Origin of the sequence: Arthrobacter sp. YN (assembly GCF_002224285.1) — a bacterium.
Lineage (GTDB): Bacteria > Actinomycetota > Actinomycetes > Actinomycetales > Micrococcaceae > Arthrobacter.
The window spans coordinates 2842148-2859273 of record NZ_CP022436.1; the positions used below are offsets into that span (position 1 = coordinate 2842148).

Consider the following 17126-nt stretch of genomic DNA (forward strand, 5'->3'; position numbering starts at 1 on the left):
GGTCTCGCTACCGCCCCTTAGTTTGTCCGGGCAACATAGTCCACCATTGTCTTGAGCTGGTAGCGGGAAACGTCCTCCGCGTTCTCATCCTCGGCGAAGACCGACGAGACCATCACGGTGTTGGCCTTGCCCAGGAATCCGATCTCCTTCAGACCGCCAAAGAACTCGTCCCAGTTCACGTCGCCGTCGCCGATCTTCAGGTGCTGGTGGACGCGGACGGCATTGCCGGGCGGGTTGGTGATGTAGCGGAGGCCGTGGGAAGCATGGTGGTTCATGGTGTCTGAGACGTGCACCAAACGGAGCTTGTCCCCTGCTGCCCGCATGATCTCCAAGGGCTTGTTCCCCATGTGGAAACTGTGCGAAGCAACGTAAACCATCCCGATGTTCGGCGAGTTGACGCCCCGGATGACGCGCAGTGCTGCCAACCCGTCTTCCACGAAATCATCAGGGTGCGGATCTATGAGCACGTCCATGTCCTCGCGTTCAATGATCGGCAACAGCTCTTCCATGGAACGGTAAAACGCGCGCTCGGACTCCTCTGCCTTCTCCGGGCGGCCGCTGAACTCGGTGTTCATCGTCTGGACGCCCAGGTCAACTGCGATCTGGATGGCACGCTTCCAGTAGCGAACAGCTGCCTCCCGGGCGTCCTCGTCGGGTCCTGACCAGCGAAGAACGGGCAGGACGGAGGCGATTTCGACGCCGGCATCCTTGCACGCGGCTTTCAGTTTGGCCACCAGTTCGTCGTCCGCCTTGGGGTGGTTGAAGAACGGGATGAGGTCCGCGTGCGGAGTCATTTGCAGGTACTTGTAGCCAAGATCTGCAGCTACCCGGGGGAACTCCAACAGGCTGTGGCTGTGGTGGAACGGCGTGGGATCAAGTGCGATCTTCATGGCCCATCCCCTACTTGTAAAGATCCGGTTTGGTGTTCAGCTGGACTTTGACCTTTTCGCCGGACTTCTGTGCCTCGACGCCTGCCTCGCAGCAGGCAGCGGTGGCATAACCGTCCCAGGCGGTTGGACCGCCGATCTCGCCGCGAAGGGCGGCGTCCACCCAAGCCTGCACCTCGACGTCGTACGCTGCTCCAAAACGGTCCTCGAAGCCGGGTGTCACGTCGCCGCCCCACTTGCCCGCGCTTTGAACGTAGGGACCGTTGTCGCCACCGATGCTGACGATCCCGTCTTCGAAGGACGCCTGCGTGGCCACCTGGTAGCCGAACTTTGCGTTGACATAGATTTCGACGTCGGCCAGCACACCTGACGCGGTTTCCAGCAGTACATGCTGGGGGTCATGCTGGCCGTTCGGGGCATTGCGTGTCGCCTTACCCAGACGGACCTGCACGGAAGTGATTTCCTCACCCGTGAAGTAGCGGATCGCGTCGAACTCGTGGACCACGGAGTCGTTGATCAGCATCTCGTTGGTGAAGCCCTCGGGCGTGCTCGGGTTACGGTGCTGGTGGTGCAACATCAACAGCTCCCCCAATTCGCTGCCGGCGATGATGGCACCCAATGCCGAGTACTCGGCATCGAAGCGGCGCATGAAGCCTACTTGGATACGTTTGTGGCCCAACGCCTGCTCAGCCTGAACAACCTTCCATGCACTGTCGGCGTCCGGTGTCAGGGGCTTCTCACAGAGAATCGGGAAGTCTTTCTCCAGGGCCTTGTACAGGATTTCCTCGTGGAGGAAGCCCGGGGTCGCGATCAGGACGGCGTTCACGTCGCCGTTGTTCAGCGCCTCATCGGCGCTGGACAGCGCGACGGCGCCATTGATGCCCTCGACGGCGGCCTGCGCCCGGGCAAGGTCGACATCGACGACGGCGGCAACTTCAGCACCGTGGATGCGGGTGCTGAGGCGCTTGATATGGTCCGCACCCATGCGGCCCGCACCGATGACGGCAACGCGGAGAGTCTTGGTCACTGTATTTGTCCTTCGTGAAGTTCTTCTGGGTGGCTTTCGCTGGCAGTGTTACTGGACCCTGGTACGGGATCCGCAGGACAGCAGGTAATTGCGGGTTCGCTTGGCGATCGGCATGGGTACATCGAAGGCTACCGGGTACATGTCTTGTTCCACGATGCCGAAGATCGGCCGGTTGAGCGCCTCGACGGCTTCGATGACGGCGCGCAAATCGGGGAGGCCGTTCGGCGGCTCGGTCATGACACCGGCCAGGTTGGCGGCTGCCCAGGTCATGTTCTTTTCGTTGACCTCCGCGAGTACCTCAGGATTGATCTGCTTCAGGTGCAGGTATCCAATGCGGTCCGGGTAGTTCTTGATGAGTTCCAGGCTGGACGCACCGCAGTACTCCGCGTGCCCAGTGTCCAGGCAGAGGTTCAGGTACCGCGGATCCGTGGCAGCAAGAAGGGTCTCGATGTCCTGCTGGGCACCAACGTGGGAGTCGGCGTGGGAGTGGAACTGTTGGTGCAGCCCGAAGTCCTCCAAGAGGACCTTGCCCATGCGGTTGTGGCCTGCGAACAGGTCAGCCCATTGCACGTCCGTGAGTTCGCCGTTCTCCACAGCTTCGCCAGTGACGTCGTCACGCCACATCGCGGGAATAACCACGATGTGTTCACCGCCCATTGCGGCCGTGAGTTCGGCCACCTTGCGGGCCGGTTCCCACGCTTCGTCGTACTGCTTCGCACCGCGATGGAACGCTGTGAAGACCGTACCAGCCGTGACTTTGAGGTCGCGCTGCTTCAGTTCATCAGCCAACCGGCTGGGGTCGTTGGGCAAGTAGCCATACGGACCCAGTTCAATCCACTTGTAGCCGGACTCCGCTACTTCATCCAGGAATCGCTCCCAGGGGGTCTGCTGGGGGTCATCCGGGAACCAGACACCCCAGGAGTCAGGGGCGGTACCGATGATCAGCTTGTTCTCGACATCAGTCATGACGGCGTTGTCTTCCTTTGCGGCGGTGGGGACGGATTTAGTTGGAGGGGAAGTTGTACGAGGCGCCGGACGCGTGGGTGGGTTCGGGCCAGCGTGAGGTGATGACTTTGCCGCGGGTGTAGAAGGAGACGCCCTCGGGGCCGTAAATGTGCTTGTCGCCGAAGAGGGAGTTCTTCCAGCCGCCGAAGGAGTGGTAAGCCACGGGGACGGGCAGGGGCACATTGATGCCGACCATGCCTACAGTCACGGAGCGCTGGAACTTTCTTGCGTTCGCACCCGATGAGGTGAAGATCGCCGTCCCGTTGCCGTACGGGTTCGAGTTGATCAGTCGGATGCCTTCCTCGAGGTCGGCCACACGGACCACGACCAGGACGGGGCCGAAGATCTCCTCGGTGTAGGCGGTCATTTCCGTCTTGACGTGGTCGATCACCGTGGGGCCTACCCAGAAGCCGTCTTCGTGGCCTGGGACCACCAGGTCGCGGCCGTCAACCACCATGGCCGCGCCTGCGGTTTCGGCTTCGGTGACGATCTTGACGATGCGTTCCTTGGAGGCCGGGGTAATGACCGGGCCCATTTCGGCGTCGGGTTCCGTGCCGTTCTTGACCTTCACGGCCAGGGCGCGTTCTTCGACCTTCTTTACGATCAGGTCCGCAGCGTCACCCACAGCAACGGCAACAGAGATAGCCATGCAGCGCTCCCCCGCGGAGCCGAAAGCAGCAGCAGCGAGGTGGTCAGCTGCGTTGTCAAGGTCGGCGTCGGGCATCACAATGGCGTGGTTCTTCGCCCCGCCCAAGGCTTGGACGCGCTTGCCGTGCTTGGTAGCGGTCTCGTGGACGTACTGGGCGATCGGAGTGGAACCAACAAAGGAGATTCCGTCCACGTCCGGGTGGGTCAGCAAACCGTCGACGGTTTCCTTGCCGCCGTGCAATACCTGGAAGACGCCGTCGGGAAGGCCGGCCTGCTTCCAGAGCTTGGCCAGGAGCATCGGTGCTGACGGGTCACGCTCGGAGGGCTTGAGGATGAAGGCGTTGCCCGTGGCGATGGCCATCGGTGCCATCCACAGCGGCACCATGACCGGGAAGTTGAACGGGGTAATACCTGCCACGACGCCCAGGGGTTCGCGGAAGGAGAAGACATCGATGCCGGTGGAGACCTGGTCCGAGTAGTCGCCCTTGAGCAGCTGCGGGATGCCACAGGCGAACTCGATGACTTCCAGGCCACGGCCGATCTCACCCTTCGCGTCGGAGAGGACTTTGCCGTGTTCGGCGGTGATCAGCTCAGCAAGTTCGTCCACGTGCGCGGCGACGAGCTCACGGAACTTGAACAACACCGCAGTGCGCTTGGCCAAGGAAATGTCGCCCCACGAATCCGCCGCCTTGCGGGCCGCTGCAACGGTGGTGTTCAGGTCAGCCTCGTTGGCCAGGCGCAGTTCAGCCGAAACCTGGCCGGTAGCCGGGTTGTAGACCGGCTGGGTGCGGTCCCCTTCGCCTGTGGTTTCAGCGCCGTTGATGAAGTGGTGAATGGTGGTCAGTGTGGTCGTCGTCGACATGTGCGGACTTCCTTGTAGGTCTGTGGGTTTCTAGCCGAGCAGTTTGCGCTGGCGGTTCTTGTGGTCTGTGTACGTCTTGTAGGCCTGCTTGGTGGACTCCAGGTCCGAGACCTGCGAGACGGGGACGTCCCACCAGGATTCGGAGCCCGGGGCGTCCAACAAGGGATCGGACTCGACGTGGATCACGATCGGCCCGGTTTCCGGAGCGGCCTTGGCTTCCTTGATGGCAGCGCCGAGGGCTTCGATGACGTTCTCCCCCGGTTCGATCCGGATGACCCTTGCGCCCAGGGATTCGGCGTTGGTAGCGAGGTCGATGGGAAGGTTCTCGCCGGCGTCGAAGCTGTGCTGTTCTTTGTCCAGGACCCGGTACTGCGTACCGAAGCGCTGGGAACCGAGAGATTCGGAGAGCGAGCCGATGGAGGCGTAGCCGTGGTTCTGGATAAGGATCACGATCAGCTTGATGCGTTCGGCGACGGCGGTGACCAGTTCGGTGTGCATCATCAGGTAGGAGCCGTCCCCGACCATGACAACGACGTCCCTCTCGACGCCGCCAGCGGCGGCTTCGGCCAGCGCTGCGCGCTTGACGCCCAAACCGCCGGGAATTTCGTAGCCCATGCAGGAGTACGCGTATTCCACGTGGTATCCGAACGGGTCCCGGACGCGCCACATTTTATGCAGATCACCCGGCAGCGAACCGGCGGCGCAGATGACAACGTCTTGGTCATCCATGGCCTTGTTGGTGGCCCCAATGATCTCGTTCTGTGCCGGCAACGGCGTGTAACGGGTCTCAAACGCCTCGTCCACGATTCCGTTCCAGCGCTTCTTCTCTGCTGCCACCTTCTCTTCAAGGTCGACACCAACGCGATAGCCGCCCAAGGCCTGGTTGAGCTTGACCAGTGCCTTGCGGGCGTCGGCGACGATCGGAAGCGTGGTGCCATGCTTGTAGGCGTCGATAGGGGCGACATTGATGTTGACGAACTTTACGTCCGGGTTTTGGAACGCCGTGCGGGACGCGGTGGTGAAGTCCTCGTAGCGGGTGCCGATTCCAATGATGAGATCCGCCTCGGCTGCGATGGCGTTGGCCGCCGTCGTTCCGGTTGAACCGATGGCGCCGAGGGAGAACTTGTGGTCCCACGGCAGGACGCCGACACCGGCCTGCGTGTTGCCCACCGGAATGCCCGTGAGCTCAGCGAACTTGGCGAGCTCGTCGTTGGCGAAGGCGTAGAGAACGCCACCGCCGGCAATGATCAGGGGGCGCTTGGCGGCGCGGATGGCCTCCGCGGCGCGGCGGATGTCGTCATCCTCGGCCTCGGGTCGGCGGATCCGCCATTCACGTTCGGCCAGGAACTCTTCCGGAACGTCGAAGGCCTCGGCCTGGACATCCTGCGGCAGCGAAATGGTTACCGCGCCGGTGTCCGCAGGGTCCGTGAGGACCCGCAGCCCGTGATGGAGCGCTGAAAACACCTGCTCAGGACGGGAGACCCGGTCGAAGAACCTGGACAACGGACGGAAGGCATCGTTGACCGTGATGTCATATGCGTACGGGAGTTCCAGCTGCTGGAGCACGGGGTCAGCTGCGCGGGTCGCAAACGTATCGCTCGGCAACAGCAGCACGGGAAGACGGTTGGTAGTGGCCAACGCTGCACCGGTCAGCATGTTCGAGGAACCCGGACCGATGGAGGTGCTGATGGCGAACGTCTGGCGACGGCGTGTGTGCCGGGCGTATCCAACGGCCTGATGTACCTGCGCCTGCTCATTGCGGCCCTGGTAGTACGGCATGATCGCAGGGTCCGCGGCCTGGTACTGCTTCAGCGCCTGACCCACGCCGGCCACGTTTCCGTGCCCGAAGATACCGAACGTGCCGGGAATCAACCGCTCACGGTACTCCATGCCATTGATGGAATCCGCGGTGTACTGCTTGGAAAGGAACTCGACCACGGCCTGCGCCACGGTCATCCGACGGGTTGCTGTACCCATTGATAGCTACTCCGATACTTTCACTGGAATGCGGTCCGACAAGCCTCGATCTGCTGAAACCGCGGCTGTAGGCGCCGCATTGTTCAGCAGCGACGCGGCCGTCGCTACGGCACCGGCCACGTCGCCGTCGGCCGGGTAAAGCAGTGTCCGCCCAACGGTGAGGCCCTGAACGCCGGGCAGTGCCAACGCGGCCTTCCAGCTGGCGAAGATCTCGTCCTGCGTCCCGGCAGGGTCTCCACCCAGCAAGACGGTGGGAAGCGTGGTGGAGGCCATGACACGTTCCATCTCTTCCACTACAGGCAGTTTCATCCAGGTATAGGCGCTGGTCGAACCCAAGCCTTCGGCGATGCCGACCGACTTGATGACGGCGTCCGCGCGGAGGTCGTTGCGCACTTTGCCATGCGGATCACGCACCGAGAGAAAGGGCTCAACCATGGCAATGAGTTTGCGTTCGGCCAGGGAGTCAATAGCTTTGGCTGTGGCTTCGAGGGTGGCCACAGTATCCGGGTCGCCCAGACAGATGCGCGTCAGCATTTTTCCGCCATCCGCGCCCAGCGCTTCCAGGGCAGCCGCGGTATGACCGGTGAAGCGGTCGTCGAACTCGTTGACCAGCCCTGCCAGGCCACCGCGGTTCATGGAACCGAAGACGAGCTTGCCTTCCAGGGCACCCAACAACAGGAGGTCGTCCATGATGTCCGGCGAGGCCAGGATGCCATCAACGGCGGGGTTCGCCAGGGCAATCTGCAACCGATCCAGAAGATCCCTGCGATCAGCCATGGCCATCGGTTGCGAACCGACGGACAGCGCACCGCGTGCCGGGTGGTCAGCTGCCACAATAAAATTCTGCGTGCCGTGCTTCAGTCCTGGATGCCTGCGCCGGGTGGCAGCCGCCCGGGCTACCGCCTCCGGATCCTCCAACCGGACTCGGCTCAAATGCTCGTACCGGCGGGGGTCATCATTCAGGCTCATCGCACTGCTCCTTCTGCGAGGGTGGACGCCGTAAGTGCTGCACCGGGCACAGGCCGGCCACGCTCTGCCAGCAGCGAGGTGACCTCATCCGGCGTCGGCATTGCATCGGCACAGGAAAGGCGGGAAGCAACGATCGCACCGGAGGCGTTGGCGTAGTCCAGCACCTCGGAAAGCGGCCAGCCCGACAATAAACCGTGACAGAAAGCGCCGCCGAAGGAATCGCCGGCACCCAGGCCATTGAGAGTTTCCACGGGGACCGGGGCGGAAACCACGCGTTCGCTACGGGTCTTGGCCATGACACCATCGGGCCCGAGCTTTACGACCGCAATTTCGACGCCGGCGGCGAGCAAGCGGTCCGCCTGCTCATCAGGAGTTCCCTCCCCCACGGCAACAGCGCATTCTTTGTCGTTGCCAATCGCCACAGTCACGTGCGGGAGAACTTTCGCAACCTCTCCACGGGCTTCCTCTTCAGAAGTCCAGAACATCGGGCGGTAGTCCAGGTCCAGGATGGTGAATTGACCTTCCTTGAGTCCGGTGCGGGGACGGGCCTCGTGCGCTTTGATATGGGCGCTGCGGCTGGGTTCCTGGCAGAGGCCGGTGACGGTGGACCAAAAGATTCCGGCGTCCCGGATGGCGTCAAGATCGAGGTCTTCAGCCTTGATCTGCAGGTCGGGGGCGGTGGGAAACCGGCCGTAGAAGTACAGAGGGAAGTCTTCCGGCGGCTTGATCGCGCAGAAGGTCACGGCCGTGGGGTACTCCTTGACCGGCAAGACGAAAGAATCGTCCACGTTGAACTTGTGCAGTTCCCGGTGGAGGTAGTTACCGAAGGCATCGTCACCGGTGCGGGTGATGATTCCCGTGCGGCGACCATGACGTGCGGCAGCGACGGCCACGTTCGAGGGCGAACCTCCAAGGTATTTGCCGAAAGACGTCACGTCCTCCAGGTCCACCCCAATGTCGTTCGGGTAGATATCAACGCTGATGCGCCCGATCGTAAGCAGTTCGTGGGTCACGGTGATCGTTGACCTTTCTCTTGTGAACTCTGAACCTTTGAGCGCTGGGCCCCAATGCCTTGCCACCCCTCAGTGAGCGGGGCCACATGACTACTCTGCACCAGAATTAATGTCCTGTCAAAGGTTTGTACTGACATAATTACAACGAAACGTAGTTGCCCTGAAATGCCCGCGGAAGGACTCATTCCGCGGGCCACCGGCGGCGACGACGCCAAGCCTGGCAACGGGGGCTACTTTCGCGGAACCGCCAATTCGCCCGTTACGTACTGGGCGCGGCCAAAGCCAAAGGACCAGTCACTTGCAGTGTTTTCGACATACCCAAGGAACACGTCCTCACCAGCGACCCCAACCTCACCCAGCCGGGCGGCAATTGCCGCGAAAAGGGACTGCTTTGCTTCCCGACTCCGCCCCTCCTGGGTGAATATTTGGATCATGACGACGTTTGAAGTCCGCTCAAAACCCAATCCGGCATCCTGGGCGTAAATCTGGCCTTCGGAGTGCTCCGTGACGATGTGAAAGTAGTCGCGCTCAGGGATGCCGTACTCAGCCAGTATCGCGTCATGGATGCTTCGGCTGATCCCACTTAGCGCTTCCGGACTCCTGCCGGCGTTTACGTCAATTCGAACGAGCGGCATCTTGGCCCCTTTTGTAGTTTGTCCTGACATACTAACAAATTGTGAATGGGGCATGCAAGGAAGGCGGCTGGGTCCTCTGCCTCAGGTCACCGTGGTGGCGTCGCCCTTGGGCCGCTCCGTCATGGCTTCATCGATCTCCTTGAGGCAGGGGTTTTGCGTCGGGAAGTTGCCCGTTCCTACACGCCCTGGCCGGTGTGCGTCTGGTACTTCATGCGAGTACCGGCTACCAAGGTGGAAGAGGTGGCGCGAAGATTGTCAGGCTTGGAAGAGGTCCGCCTCGTCACTACCACCGGAGGCACGTACTCCATCATCATGTCCGTATGGCTGCGCAGGGTTGAGGACATGACAGTGCTGGAGCGGCAACTGGGCGAGAGGCTGCCTCGGGCCGAGATCATGGATCGTTCCATCGTTCTGCCCACGCCGAAACACATGGGTCATCAGCTTGACCCCCGCGGCAAGCGCATGAGGTGACCTAACCAGCGAATGCCCCGCCTTTCCGGAAAAGGCGGGGCATAACACTATCGGCTGCGGCGCTACTCGGCGGCCCGGTTCCCCTGTTGCGCGCCGGCGATGTTCACCAGCCACCCGATGCCGAACCTGTCGACGCACATTCCGAAGGTGTCGCCCCAAGGTGCCGTTTCCAGCGGCACCGTGACGGTACCGCCGTCCACCAGCTTGTTCCAGAAACCACGGAGTTCATTTTCGTCCCACGCTTCGCCGCTGAGCGAGACAGATATGTTGTCGCCGGGGTTGTACGGCATGCCGTTGGGGGTGTCAGCAGCCATAAGCGTCAATCCACCCGGCGCTTCCAGCATTGCATGCATGACCTTGCCGGCCTCCGCCGGGTCCTCGCTCGCCTGGTAGTCGCCAAAAGTGCTGATATTCAGTTCGCCACCAAAAACAGATTCATAAAAGGTGATGGCATCACGGGCGTTGTCCCGGAATGAGATGTAAGGGTTGAGACGGGTTGTCATTGGTCGCTCTCCTTCTGGATGATGTTTGATTGGTCACAGTGCGGCGTTCGTCATGGTGCGGCAATGCTGACTGCGCCAGGTGGCCCATGTTCCGCAAAGTCCTCAACCGCCGTCGTACGCCTTTTGCAGGATGTTGATGTCCAGTTTCCGCATCTGCATCATGGCCTCCATGGCACGCCGCGACCCCTCGGAATCCGGGCCACCTAAAAGGGCGGACATGGCCGTGGGGACGATCTGCCACGACAAGCCAAACCTGTCCTTCAGCCACCCGCACATGCTCTCTTCTCCCCCGGCGAGGAGAGCATCCCAGTAACGGTCCACCTCCTCCTGGGAACCGCAGTTCACCATCAGGGAGACGGCCTCATTGAACTTGTGGGCCGGTCCACCATTGAGGCCGATAAAGTGCCGGCCATCAATCTCGAACTCAACGGTGAGGGCTTGGCCATCGGGTCCAGGCATGATTTGTCCTATGGAGGATTCATCAAAAATTGATGTGTAGAACTCTGCCGCCTCGGCCGCCTGGCCGTCGAACCATAAACAGGTGGAAATCTTCTGCATGAAGCACTCCTCAGCGTTCGGGGGAAGCCCTGCTCCCCAGACAGACGCTAGTACTGTGAGCCGCTGCACACAACGCTCCACTCAAGCACACGCGACTTCGCGCCGGGGTGACACCCCGGATAGTGTCAGAGGCATGCCTTCACCATCACGACTGTGGATCCCCATAGCCATCGCGGACGTTCTGTTGATTCTTGTCTTCGCAGCCATTGGCAGGGACGCGCACGCCCGCGGAGACATAGTTTCCGGCGCCTTCGCCACGGCGTGGCCTTTCCTGACCGGAGCAGCCCTTGCCTGGGTGGCAGCGCGTGCCTGGCGCACGCCCTTGGCTGTATGGCCAACGGGCGTCCTCGTCTGGATCAGCGCAGTACTGGTGGGAATGCTGCTCCGCGGCGTTACAGGCCAAACGGTGGTCCTGCCATTCGTGATTGTCGCGTTGATCACCCTCGGGATTTTCCTGCTCGGCCACCGGGCCGTAGCCGCACTCTGGCTGCGCGTCTCCCGGAGGCGGCAACGCCGCGTTTGAACAGGACCTGTCCCCTGCCGATGCACTAGGCTGAAACAGTCCGCAATGATGCTTTTCCGGAAAGGCCCCACGTGATCACCGCTTTCGTCCTGATCAAGACAGATGCCTCACGCATCCCGGAGACCGCAGAACAAATCTCTGCCATCCAGGGCATCAGTGAGGTCTATTCGGTCACGGGCGAATGGGACCTCATTGCGGTAGCCAGGGTGACCAAGCACGAAGAGTTGGCCGACGTCATCGCCGACAAGTTATCCAAGGTGGGTTCCGTGGTTCACACCACTACCCACATTGCCTTCCGGGCCTATTCGCAGCACGACCTTGACGCGGCGTTCGCGCTCGGCTTCGAGTAAGCGACTCCCTGCCCTAAAGATCCCTCCGACTGAGTTCCGTCCACTTCGCGAGGACGTCGGCAGCCTTCCCTGAGTCCACGGACTCGGCCGCCCGGGCGAATGCCGCGCGCATCCGCTCTGTCAGGGTTCCCTCAGCGTTCAGGTCATAGGACACCAGGCCTGCGGCTGCATTGAGGAGGACGGCGTCCCGCACCGGGCCCGTCTTTCCCTCGAGGATGTCGCGGACAACTCCCGCGTTGGCAGCAGCGTCACCTCCGCGGAGATCCGCCACCGTAGAGGGACCGATACCAAGCTCCGTGGGAGAAAACACCTGCTCGGTGACTGTGCCATTCCGAATTTCCCAGACTGTGGATGGTCCCGTAGGCGTCAGCTCATCGAGTCCGTCGTCCCCACGGAAAACCAGTCCACGGCTGCCGCGCCGGGCCAGCACGCCGGCCACCAGCGGAGCCATCCGGACATTGGCAACGCCCACAGCCGACGCTTGTACGTGAGCCGGGTTGGTCAAGGGCCCCAGGAAATTGAAGGCGGTGGGAACTGCCAATTCCCGGCGGGGTACAGCCGTATGCCGGAATGAAGGGTGGAAAACCTGCGCGAAGCAGAAGGTGATTCCTGCCTCTTCAGCGTTCCGGGCCACTTGCTCGATCGAGAGGTCCAGTCGAACACCCATGGCCTCCAACACATCTGCCGAACCGGAAGTCGACGAAGCTGCCCTGTTGCCGTGCTTGACCACCTTGGCGCCGGCGCCGGCAGCAACGAGCGCGGCCATGGTGGAGATGTTCACGGTATTGAGCCGGTCTCCACCTGTCCCGACGATGTCGAGCTTCTCGCCGGTGATCCCGATCGGGTTGGCGTGCTGGACCATGGCTTGGACCAGGCCGGCCAACTCTTCCACTGTTTCGCCCTTGGACCGGAGGGCAACAAGGAACCCGGCAATCTGCGCAGGAGTCGCTTCACCGGACATGATGGTGTTCATGGCCCACTCTGTATTGCCCACTGCAAGGTCGTCGCCGTTGATCAGTGCTGAGATGAGCCCAGGCCAGGTATTGCTGGCTGCAGGTGCCGATGCCGGAGAAGTCACCCACTGATGCTATCGACCCTGCCACGCCGATGACCAATGTGAACGCAGCCGGGAACTTTTCCGCGCGATTTCGCGTCTTTGTAGAAAAAGTCTCCCGAATCGGTGGTTTGCATTGGGAACTCTGGACTTTTACAGACATAATGTCCTTGTGACATCTGCGACCCATGCCCCCAGTACCCCGGCGCACCCGACGCTGAACCGCCCCAACCTGGTTTCTGTTGGAACCGTTGTTTGGCTGTCCAGTGAGTTGATGTTCTTCGCCGGCCTCTTTGCCATGTACTTCACCCTGCGCTCCACATCTGGACTGATGTGGGCCGAGGAGACGGCCAAGCTCAACTTCCCGTTTGCGCTCGTCAACACGATCGTCCTTGTGGCAAGTTCGTTTACTTGCCAGATGGGCGTTTTTGCCGCCGAGCGGCTCGAACCGCGCCGTACCGGCCGCCCGCTCCAAATCACCCGCTGGGGCATGTCTGAATGGTTTGTCCTCACCTTCATCATGGGTGCCTTCTTCGTAGCCGGACAGACCACGGAATACGCCATGCTCGTCTCCGAGCACGTGTCCTTGTCCTCCAACGCCTACGGCTCCGCCTTCTACATGACAACGGGCTTCCACGGCCTGCACGTCATTGGCGGCCTGATCGCCTTCCTGTTCATCATTGGCCGCGCTTTCGCAGCCAAGAAGTTCGGGCACTTTGAAGCGACGTCGGCGATCGTCACCTCGTACTACTGGCACTTTGTCGACGTTGTGTGGATCGGCCTCTTCCTGGTCATCTACGTCCTCAAGTAAGCCCGGCTTTGACTCTTTTTCTACAAGAGGCAGAATTTCAAGAAGCGGCTCGCGGAGCCGACGCAGGATCGAATAAAGGAACCACCACGTGAAGGCACTATCGCAGAAGCGACGTCACCCACTGGCAGCCATTGCGCTGCTGTTGATGGGCCTCCTCCTCACTGGTGGGCTGTACGCCGTTGCCACAACTGTCAACCAGGCCAAGGCCGACACCACCAGCTACAGCGCCAGTGACGTAGAAGAAGGCGGCAAGCTCTTTGCCGCCAACTGCGCCACCTGCCACGGCATGGGTGCGTCCGGAACCCAGGACGGCCCCTCGCTGGTCGGCGTGGGTGCTGCAGCTGTTGACTTCCAGGTTGGCACCGGACGTATGCCCATGCAGATGAGCGGACCGCAGGCCCAGCAGAAGCCCGCCCAGTTCAACGCAGAGCAGACCAAGCAGCTGTCCGCTTACGTTGCTTCCCTCGGAGCAGGCCCGGCCATTCCCGAGGAACACCTCCTCGACGGCAAGGGGGATGCCGCCAATGGTGGCGAACTCTTCCGCGTCAACTGCGCCATGTGCCACAACGCAGCCGCTGCCGGCGGTGCACTGACCCGCGGCAAGTTTGCTCCTGCACTGGCCGGCGTCAGCGCAGAGCACATCTACGAGGCCATGGTGACCGGACCGCAGAACATGCCTGTGTTCAGTGATTCCAATGTCACTCCTGAAGACAAGCGCGACATCATCACCTTCCTGAAGACCATCGAAGCCAACGGTTCACCCGGTGGCGCGGACCTGGGAGCACTTGGCCCGGTGTCTGAAGGCCTCTTTGTCTGGGTTGCCGGTTTGGGTGTCATCATCGCATTCACCATCTGGTTGACGTCACGCACGTCCTGATCCGGACACCACAAAACTTCTGCTGCACAGTCAGCAGTTTGAAACTGAAAATAACTCGGCCCCGGCCGAGACAACGAGAGAAGGATGAGGCGAATTATGGGCAACCATAGTGACGGCAGTCCGAACCACTCGGGCACCGTAGCTACGGCTGGTCAGAATGAGGTGGAGAAGTTCCAGGATCCTGGACTCCCTCCGCATCGTTTGCGCCTGGCTGACACGGACCCGGTAGCCGCAAAGCGAGCCGAGCGTCAGGTAGCCATTCTGTTTGGCACCTCCGTCATTGGCACGCTGGTCTTCCTGGTGGCGTACTTCGCCATCGATCTGGGCGACGACACCACCATTGCGACCATCCGTAACCAAAACCTCCTTCTGGGGCTAGGCACGGCCTTCGCAATGCTCGGCATCGGCACCGGTATCGTGCACTGGGCCAAGGCCCTGATGCCCGATCACGAAGTGTCTGAAGAGCGCCACGCCATCCGTACCGAAGAGGATCGCCAGGCAGCTGTCCGGATCGTCGACGACATCGTCGAAGAGACCGGCATCAAGCGCCGCCCGCTGATCCGCAACACCCTTCTTGGTGCAGTTGCGCTTGCCCCGCTGCCTGCTCTCGCCATCTTCGGCGATTTGGGCCCGCGTCCTGACGATGCTCTGGCACACACCATGTGGGCTCCTGAAGGCGGCAAGCTGAAGCGCCTGACCCGCGACCCCGATGGCACTCCCATCAAGGCCTCGGACGTCACCATTGGCTCTGCCTTCCACGTCATTCCCGAAGGCCTCAATGAGCTCCACGAAGGCAAGTTGAACGAAAAGGCGAAAGCCGTCGTCCTGCTGATGCGCCTGGATCCGAATTCATTGCACCCCTCAGAGGGCCGTGAAAACTGGAGCTACAACGGAATCGTTGCTTACTCCAAGATCTGCACGCACGTCGGATGCCCCGTTGCTCTTTACGAGCAGCAGACGCACCACCTTCTTTGCCCGTGCCACCAGTCCACGTTTGACCTCACGCAGGAATGCAAGGTCATCTTTGGACCGGCCAGCCGTCCGCTCCCCCAGCTGCCTATTGCAGTTGACGCAGAAGGCTACCTCGTCGCCACAAGCGACTTCAGAGAACCTGTAGGACCGAGTTACTGGGAGCGTGACGAGCATGAGCGCCTCATCAACAGCTGAAGCCCCCTTCGTTCCGAAGACCAAGGTTGGTAGTTTCACCAACTTCGTGGACGAGCGCGTGGGTGGCTCCGGCATCCTGCGTGAGTTCGGCCGGAAGGTCTTCCCCGACCACTGGTCGTTCATGTTCGGTGAGGTGGCGCTGTACTCCTTCGTCATCCTGCTGATGTCAGGTACCTTCCTGACCTTCTTCTTCGATCCGTCCATGGCGGAAACCCATTACCAGGGTTCGTACACTCCGCTGTACAACGTAGAAATGTCCGTTGCCTACAGCTCGTCGCTGAACATCTCCTTTGATGTACGTGGCGGTCTGTTCATGCGTCAGGTACACCACTGGGCAGCACTGCTTTTTGTGGCCTCCTTGGGTGTCCACATGCTGCGCGTCTTCTTCACCGGTGCTTTCCGCAAGCCGCGCGAAATGAACTGGGTGGTGGGCGGCGTGCTGCTCATCCTGGCGATGGCAGCCGGCTTCACCGGTTACTCGCTCCCCGATGACCTGCTCTCCGGCAACGGCCTGCGCATCATCGATGGCGTTATCAAGTCCATCCCGGTGATTGGCACGTACATCTCCTTCTTCCTCTTCGGTGGAGAATTCCCGGGTACGGCCATCATTGGCCGCCTGTACGTCCTGCACATCCTCCTGGTCCCCGCACTCATCCTGCTGATGATCGTGATCCACCTCTTCATGGTGGTTGTGCACAAGCACACCCAGTACCCCGGCCCGGGCCGTAACGACGGGAACGTTGTCGGCTACCCCCTCGGCCCGGTTTACGCTGCCAAAGCCGGTGGATTCTTCTTCATCGTCTTCGGTGTCTTGGCACTCATGGCCGCAGCATTCACGATCAACCCGATCTGGAACTACGGTCCGTATGACCCGTCCCCTGTTTCCGCAGGTACCCAGCCTGACTGGTACATCGGGTTCGTGGACGGCGCCCTGCGCCTCATGCCGGGTGTCATCAATGACTTCCACTTCGAATGGGTCATCTTCGGACGCACCCTGACCCTGAACGTGCTGCTTCCGGCCTTGGTTCCTGCTGGAATCATCTTCACGGTTCTGTTCATGTACCCGTGGATCGAACGCTGGATCACCAAGGACAACCGCGAACACCACGTTCTCGACCGTCCCCGCAACGTGCCTACCCGCACAGCGATCGGTGTTGCAGGCTTTACCTGGTACTGCGTGATGTGGGCAGCCGCTGGTTCCGACCTCATCGCAACCCACTTCCACGTTTCCCTGAACGACGTCACCTACTGGCTGCGAACACTGTTCTTCATCGGGCCGGTCATCGCCTTCATCGTGACCAAGCGCATCGCACTCGCCCTCCAGCGCAAGGACCGCGAGATTGCCCTGCATGGCCGGGAAACAGGACGCATCGTCCGTCTCCCGCACGGTGAATTCATCGAGGTCCACGCTCCACTTGATGAGTACAAGCGCTACAAGCTTGTTGGATTCGAATCACCGGCTCCCCTGCCGGCTGAGCCGAACGAACACGGTGTTGTCACCAGCAAGGAAAAGCGCCGCGCGGCACTTTCCAAGTGGTTCTTCGAGGACCGTGTTGCCCCGGCAACACCCGCCGAACTCGAAGCCGCCCACGCACATGGCCACCATGAAGCCATTGAAGCAGGCGAAGACCAGAAGAGCCTGAGCCACTAACGCTTGGAACTCGCATAAAAGTAGGGGCCCGGTCCAATGGACCGGGCCCCTACTTTTTGTGCACCAGCTTTACCCCCGTAAACCCTTTTCCCCGGGCTCTGTGCGGCTGTACTTCCGCACTGCCGCCATACATGTATG

18 protein-coding genes are annotated in these 17126 nt (G+C 61.3%); 7 read left to right on the top strand and 11 right to left on the bottom strand.

Features of this window, described 5'->3' with window-relative positions; translation table 11 throughout:
- Positions 1–17 precede the first annotated feature (17 nt).
- The 8 genes from CGK93_RS12825 to CGK93_RS12860 all read right to left on the bottom strand — a co-directional run bounded on the left by CGK93_RS12825 (position 18) and on the right by CGK93_RS12860 (position 9023).
- Positions 18–890 (bottom strand): sugar phosphate isomerase/epimerase family protein, encoded by an 873-nt coding sequence (locus CGK93_RS12825; protein ID WP_089595165.1) that lies wholly within the window; start codon positions 888–890, stop codon positions 18–20.
- 10 nt (positions 891–900) lie between these two features.
- A complete protein-coding gene (locus tag CGK93_RS12830) occupies positions 901–1914 on the bottom strand; it encodes a Gfo/Idh/MocA family protein (protein ID WP_089595166.1) in 1014 nt (337 codons plus the stop codon).
- A gap of 48 nt (positions 1915–1962) precedes the next feature.
- Entirely contained in the window at positions 1963–2880 is a 918-nt protein-coding gene (locus CGK93_RS12835; protein ID WP_089595167.1) for a sugar phosphate isomerase/epimerase family protein, read from the bottom strand.
- A gap of 37 nt (positions 2881–2917) precedes the next feature.
- Complete coding sequence (locus CGK93_RS12840; protein ID WP_089595168.1) at positions 2918–4429, bottom strand: CoA-acylating methylmalonate-semialdehyde dehydrogenase; 1512 nt, start codon at positions 4427–4429, stop codon at positions 2918–2920.
- 30 nt (positions 4430–4459) lie between these two features.
- Positions 4460–6406, bottom strand: coding sequence for a 3D-(3,5/4)-trihydroxycyclohexane-1,2-dione acylhydrolase (decyclizing) (gene iolD / locus CGK93_RS12845; RefSeq protein ID WP_198318219.1), 1947 nt, complete (start codon positions 6404–6406; stop codon positions 4460–4462).
- 6 nt (positions 6407–6412) lie between these two features.
- Entirely contained in the window at positions 6413–7375 is a 963-nt protein-coding gene (locus CGK93_RS12850) for a Cgl0159 family (beta/alpha)8-fold protein (RefSeq protein WP_089595170.1), read from the bottom strand.
- Positions 7372–8388 (bottom strand): 5-dehydro-2-deoxygluconokinase, encoded by a 1017-nt coding sequence (iolC, locus tag CGK93_RS12855; protein ID WP_089595171.1) that lies wholly within the window; start codon positions 8386–8388, stop codon positions 7372–7374. The genes CGK93_RS12850 and iolC overlap by 4 nt, the downstream gene beginning before the upstream one ends.
- A gap of 230 nt (positions 8389–8618) precedes the next feature.
- Positions 8619–9023, bottom strand: a complete 405-nt coding sequence (locus CGK93_RS12860; RefSeq protein ID WP_089595172.1) for a tautomerase family protein — start codon at positions 9021–9023, stop codon at positions 8619–8621.
- Between the two features lie 45 nt (positions 9024–9068).
- On the opposite strand from CGK93_RS12860, the gene CGK93_RS23585 reads away from it, so the two are divergent.
- Entirely contained in the window at positions 9069–9494 is a 426-nt protein-coding gene (locus tag CGK93_RS23585; protein WP_157731796.1) for an Lrp/AsnC family transcriptional regulator, read from the top strand.
- A gap of 62 nt (positions 9495–9556) precedes the next feature.
- On the opposite strand, the gene CGK93_RS12870 is transcribed toward CGK93_RS23585, so the two are convergent.
- Positions 9557–9997 (bottom strand): VOC family protein, encoded by a 441-nt coding sequence (locus CGK93_RS12870; protein WP_089595174.1) that lies wholly within the window; start codon positions 9995–9997, stop codon positions 9557–9559.
- 102 nt (positions 9998–10099) lie between these two features.
- Positions 10100–10555, bottom strand: coding sequence for a VOC family protein (locus CGK93_RS12875; RefSeq protein WP_089595175.1), 456 nt, complete (start codon positions 10553–10555; stop codon positions 10100–10102).
- Between the two features lie 133 nt (positions 10556–10688).
- Here CGK93_RS12875 and CGK93_RS12880 point away from each other — a divergent pair, with 133 nt between their 5' ends.
- A complete protein-coding gene (locus tag CGK93_RS12880) occupies positions 10689–11078 on the top strand; it encodes a DUF3054 domain-containing protein (RefSeq protein WP_089595176.1) in 390 nt (129 codons plus the stop codon).
- Between the two features lie 71 nt (positions 11079–11149).
- The gene (locus tag CGK93_RS12885; RefSeq protein WP_026540747.1) at positions 11150–11428 is read left to right on the top strand and encodes an Lrp/AsnC family transcriptional regulator; all 279 of its coding nucleotides are present in this window, start codon (positions 11150–11152) and stop codon (positions 11426–11428) included.
- A gap of 13 nt (positions 11429–11441) precedes the next feature.
- Here CGK93_RS12885 and trpD read toward each other — a convergent pair whose 3' ends face one another.
- Entirely contained in the window at positions 11442–12506 is a 1065-nt protein-coding gene (trpD, locus tag CGK93_RS12890) for an anthranilate phosphoribosyltransferase (RefSeq protein ID WP_089595177.1), read from the bottom strand.
- 148 nt (positions 12507–12654) lie between these two features.
- Here trpD and ctaE point away from each other — a divergent pair, with 148 nt between their 5' ends.
- The 4 genes from ctaE (at position 12655) to qcrB (ending at position 16988) form a co-directional block, all read left to right on the top strand.
- On the top strand, positions 12655–13293 hold the full coding sequence (gene ctaE / locus CGK93_RS12895) for an aa3-type cytochrome oxidase subunit III (protein WP_089595178.1): 639 nt from the start codon (positions 12655–12657) through the stop codon (positions 13291–13293).
- Between the two features lie 88 nt (positions 13294–13381).
- Positions 13382–14170, top strand: coding sequence for a cytochrome bc1 complex diheme cytochrome c subunit (gene qcrC / locus CGK93_RS12900; protein WP_089595179.1), 789 nt, complete (start codon positions 13382–13384; stop codon positions 14168–14170).
- Between the two features lie 96 nt (positions 14171–14266).
- Positions 14267–15337 (top strand): cytochrome bc1 complex Rieske iron-sulfur subunit, encoded by a 1071-nt coding sequence (gene qcrA / locus CGK93_RS12905; RefSeq protein WP_089595180.1) that lies wholly within the window; start codon positions 14267–14269, stop codon positions 15335–15337.
- Complete coding sequence (gene qcrB / locus CGK93_RS12910) at positions 15315–16988, top strand: cytochrome bc1 complex cytochrome b subunit (RefSeq protein ID WP_089595181.1); 1674 nt, start codon at positions 15315–15317, stop codon at positions 16986–16988. Before qcrA ends, qcrB begins: the two co-directional genes overlap by 23 nt.
- Positions 16989–17126 lie beyond the last annotated feature (138 nt).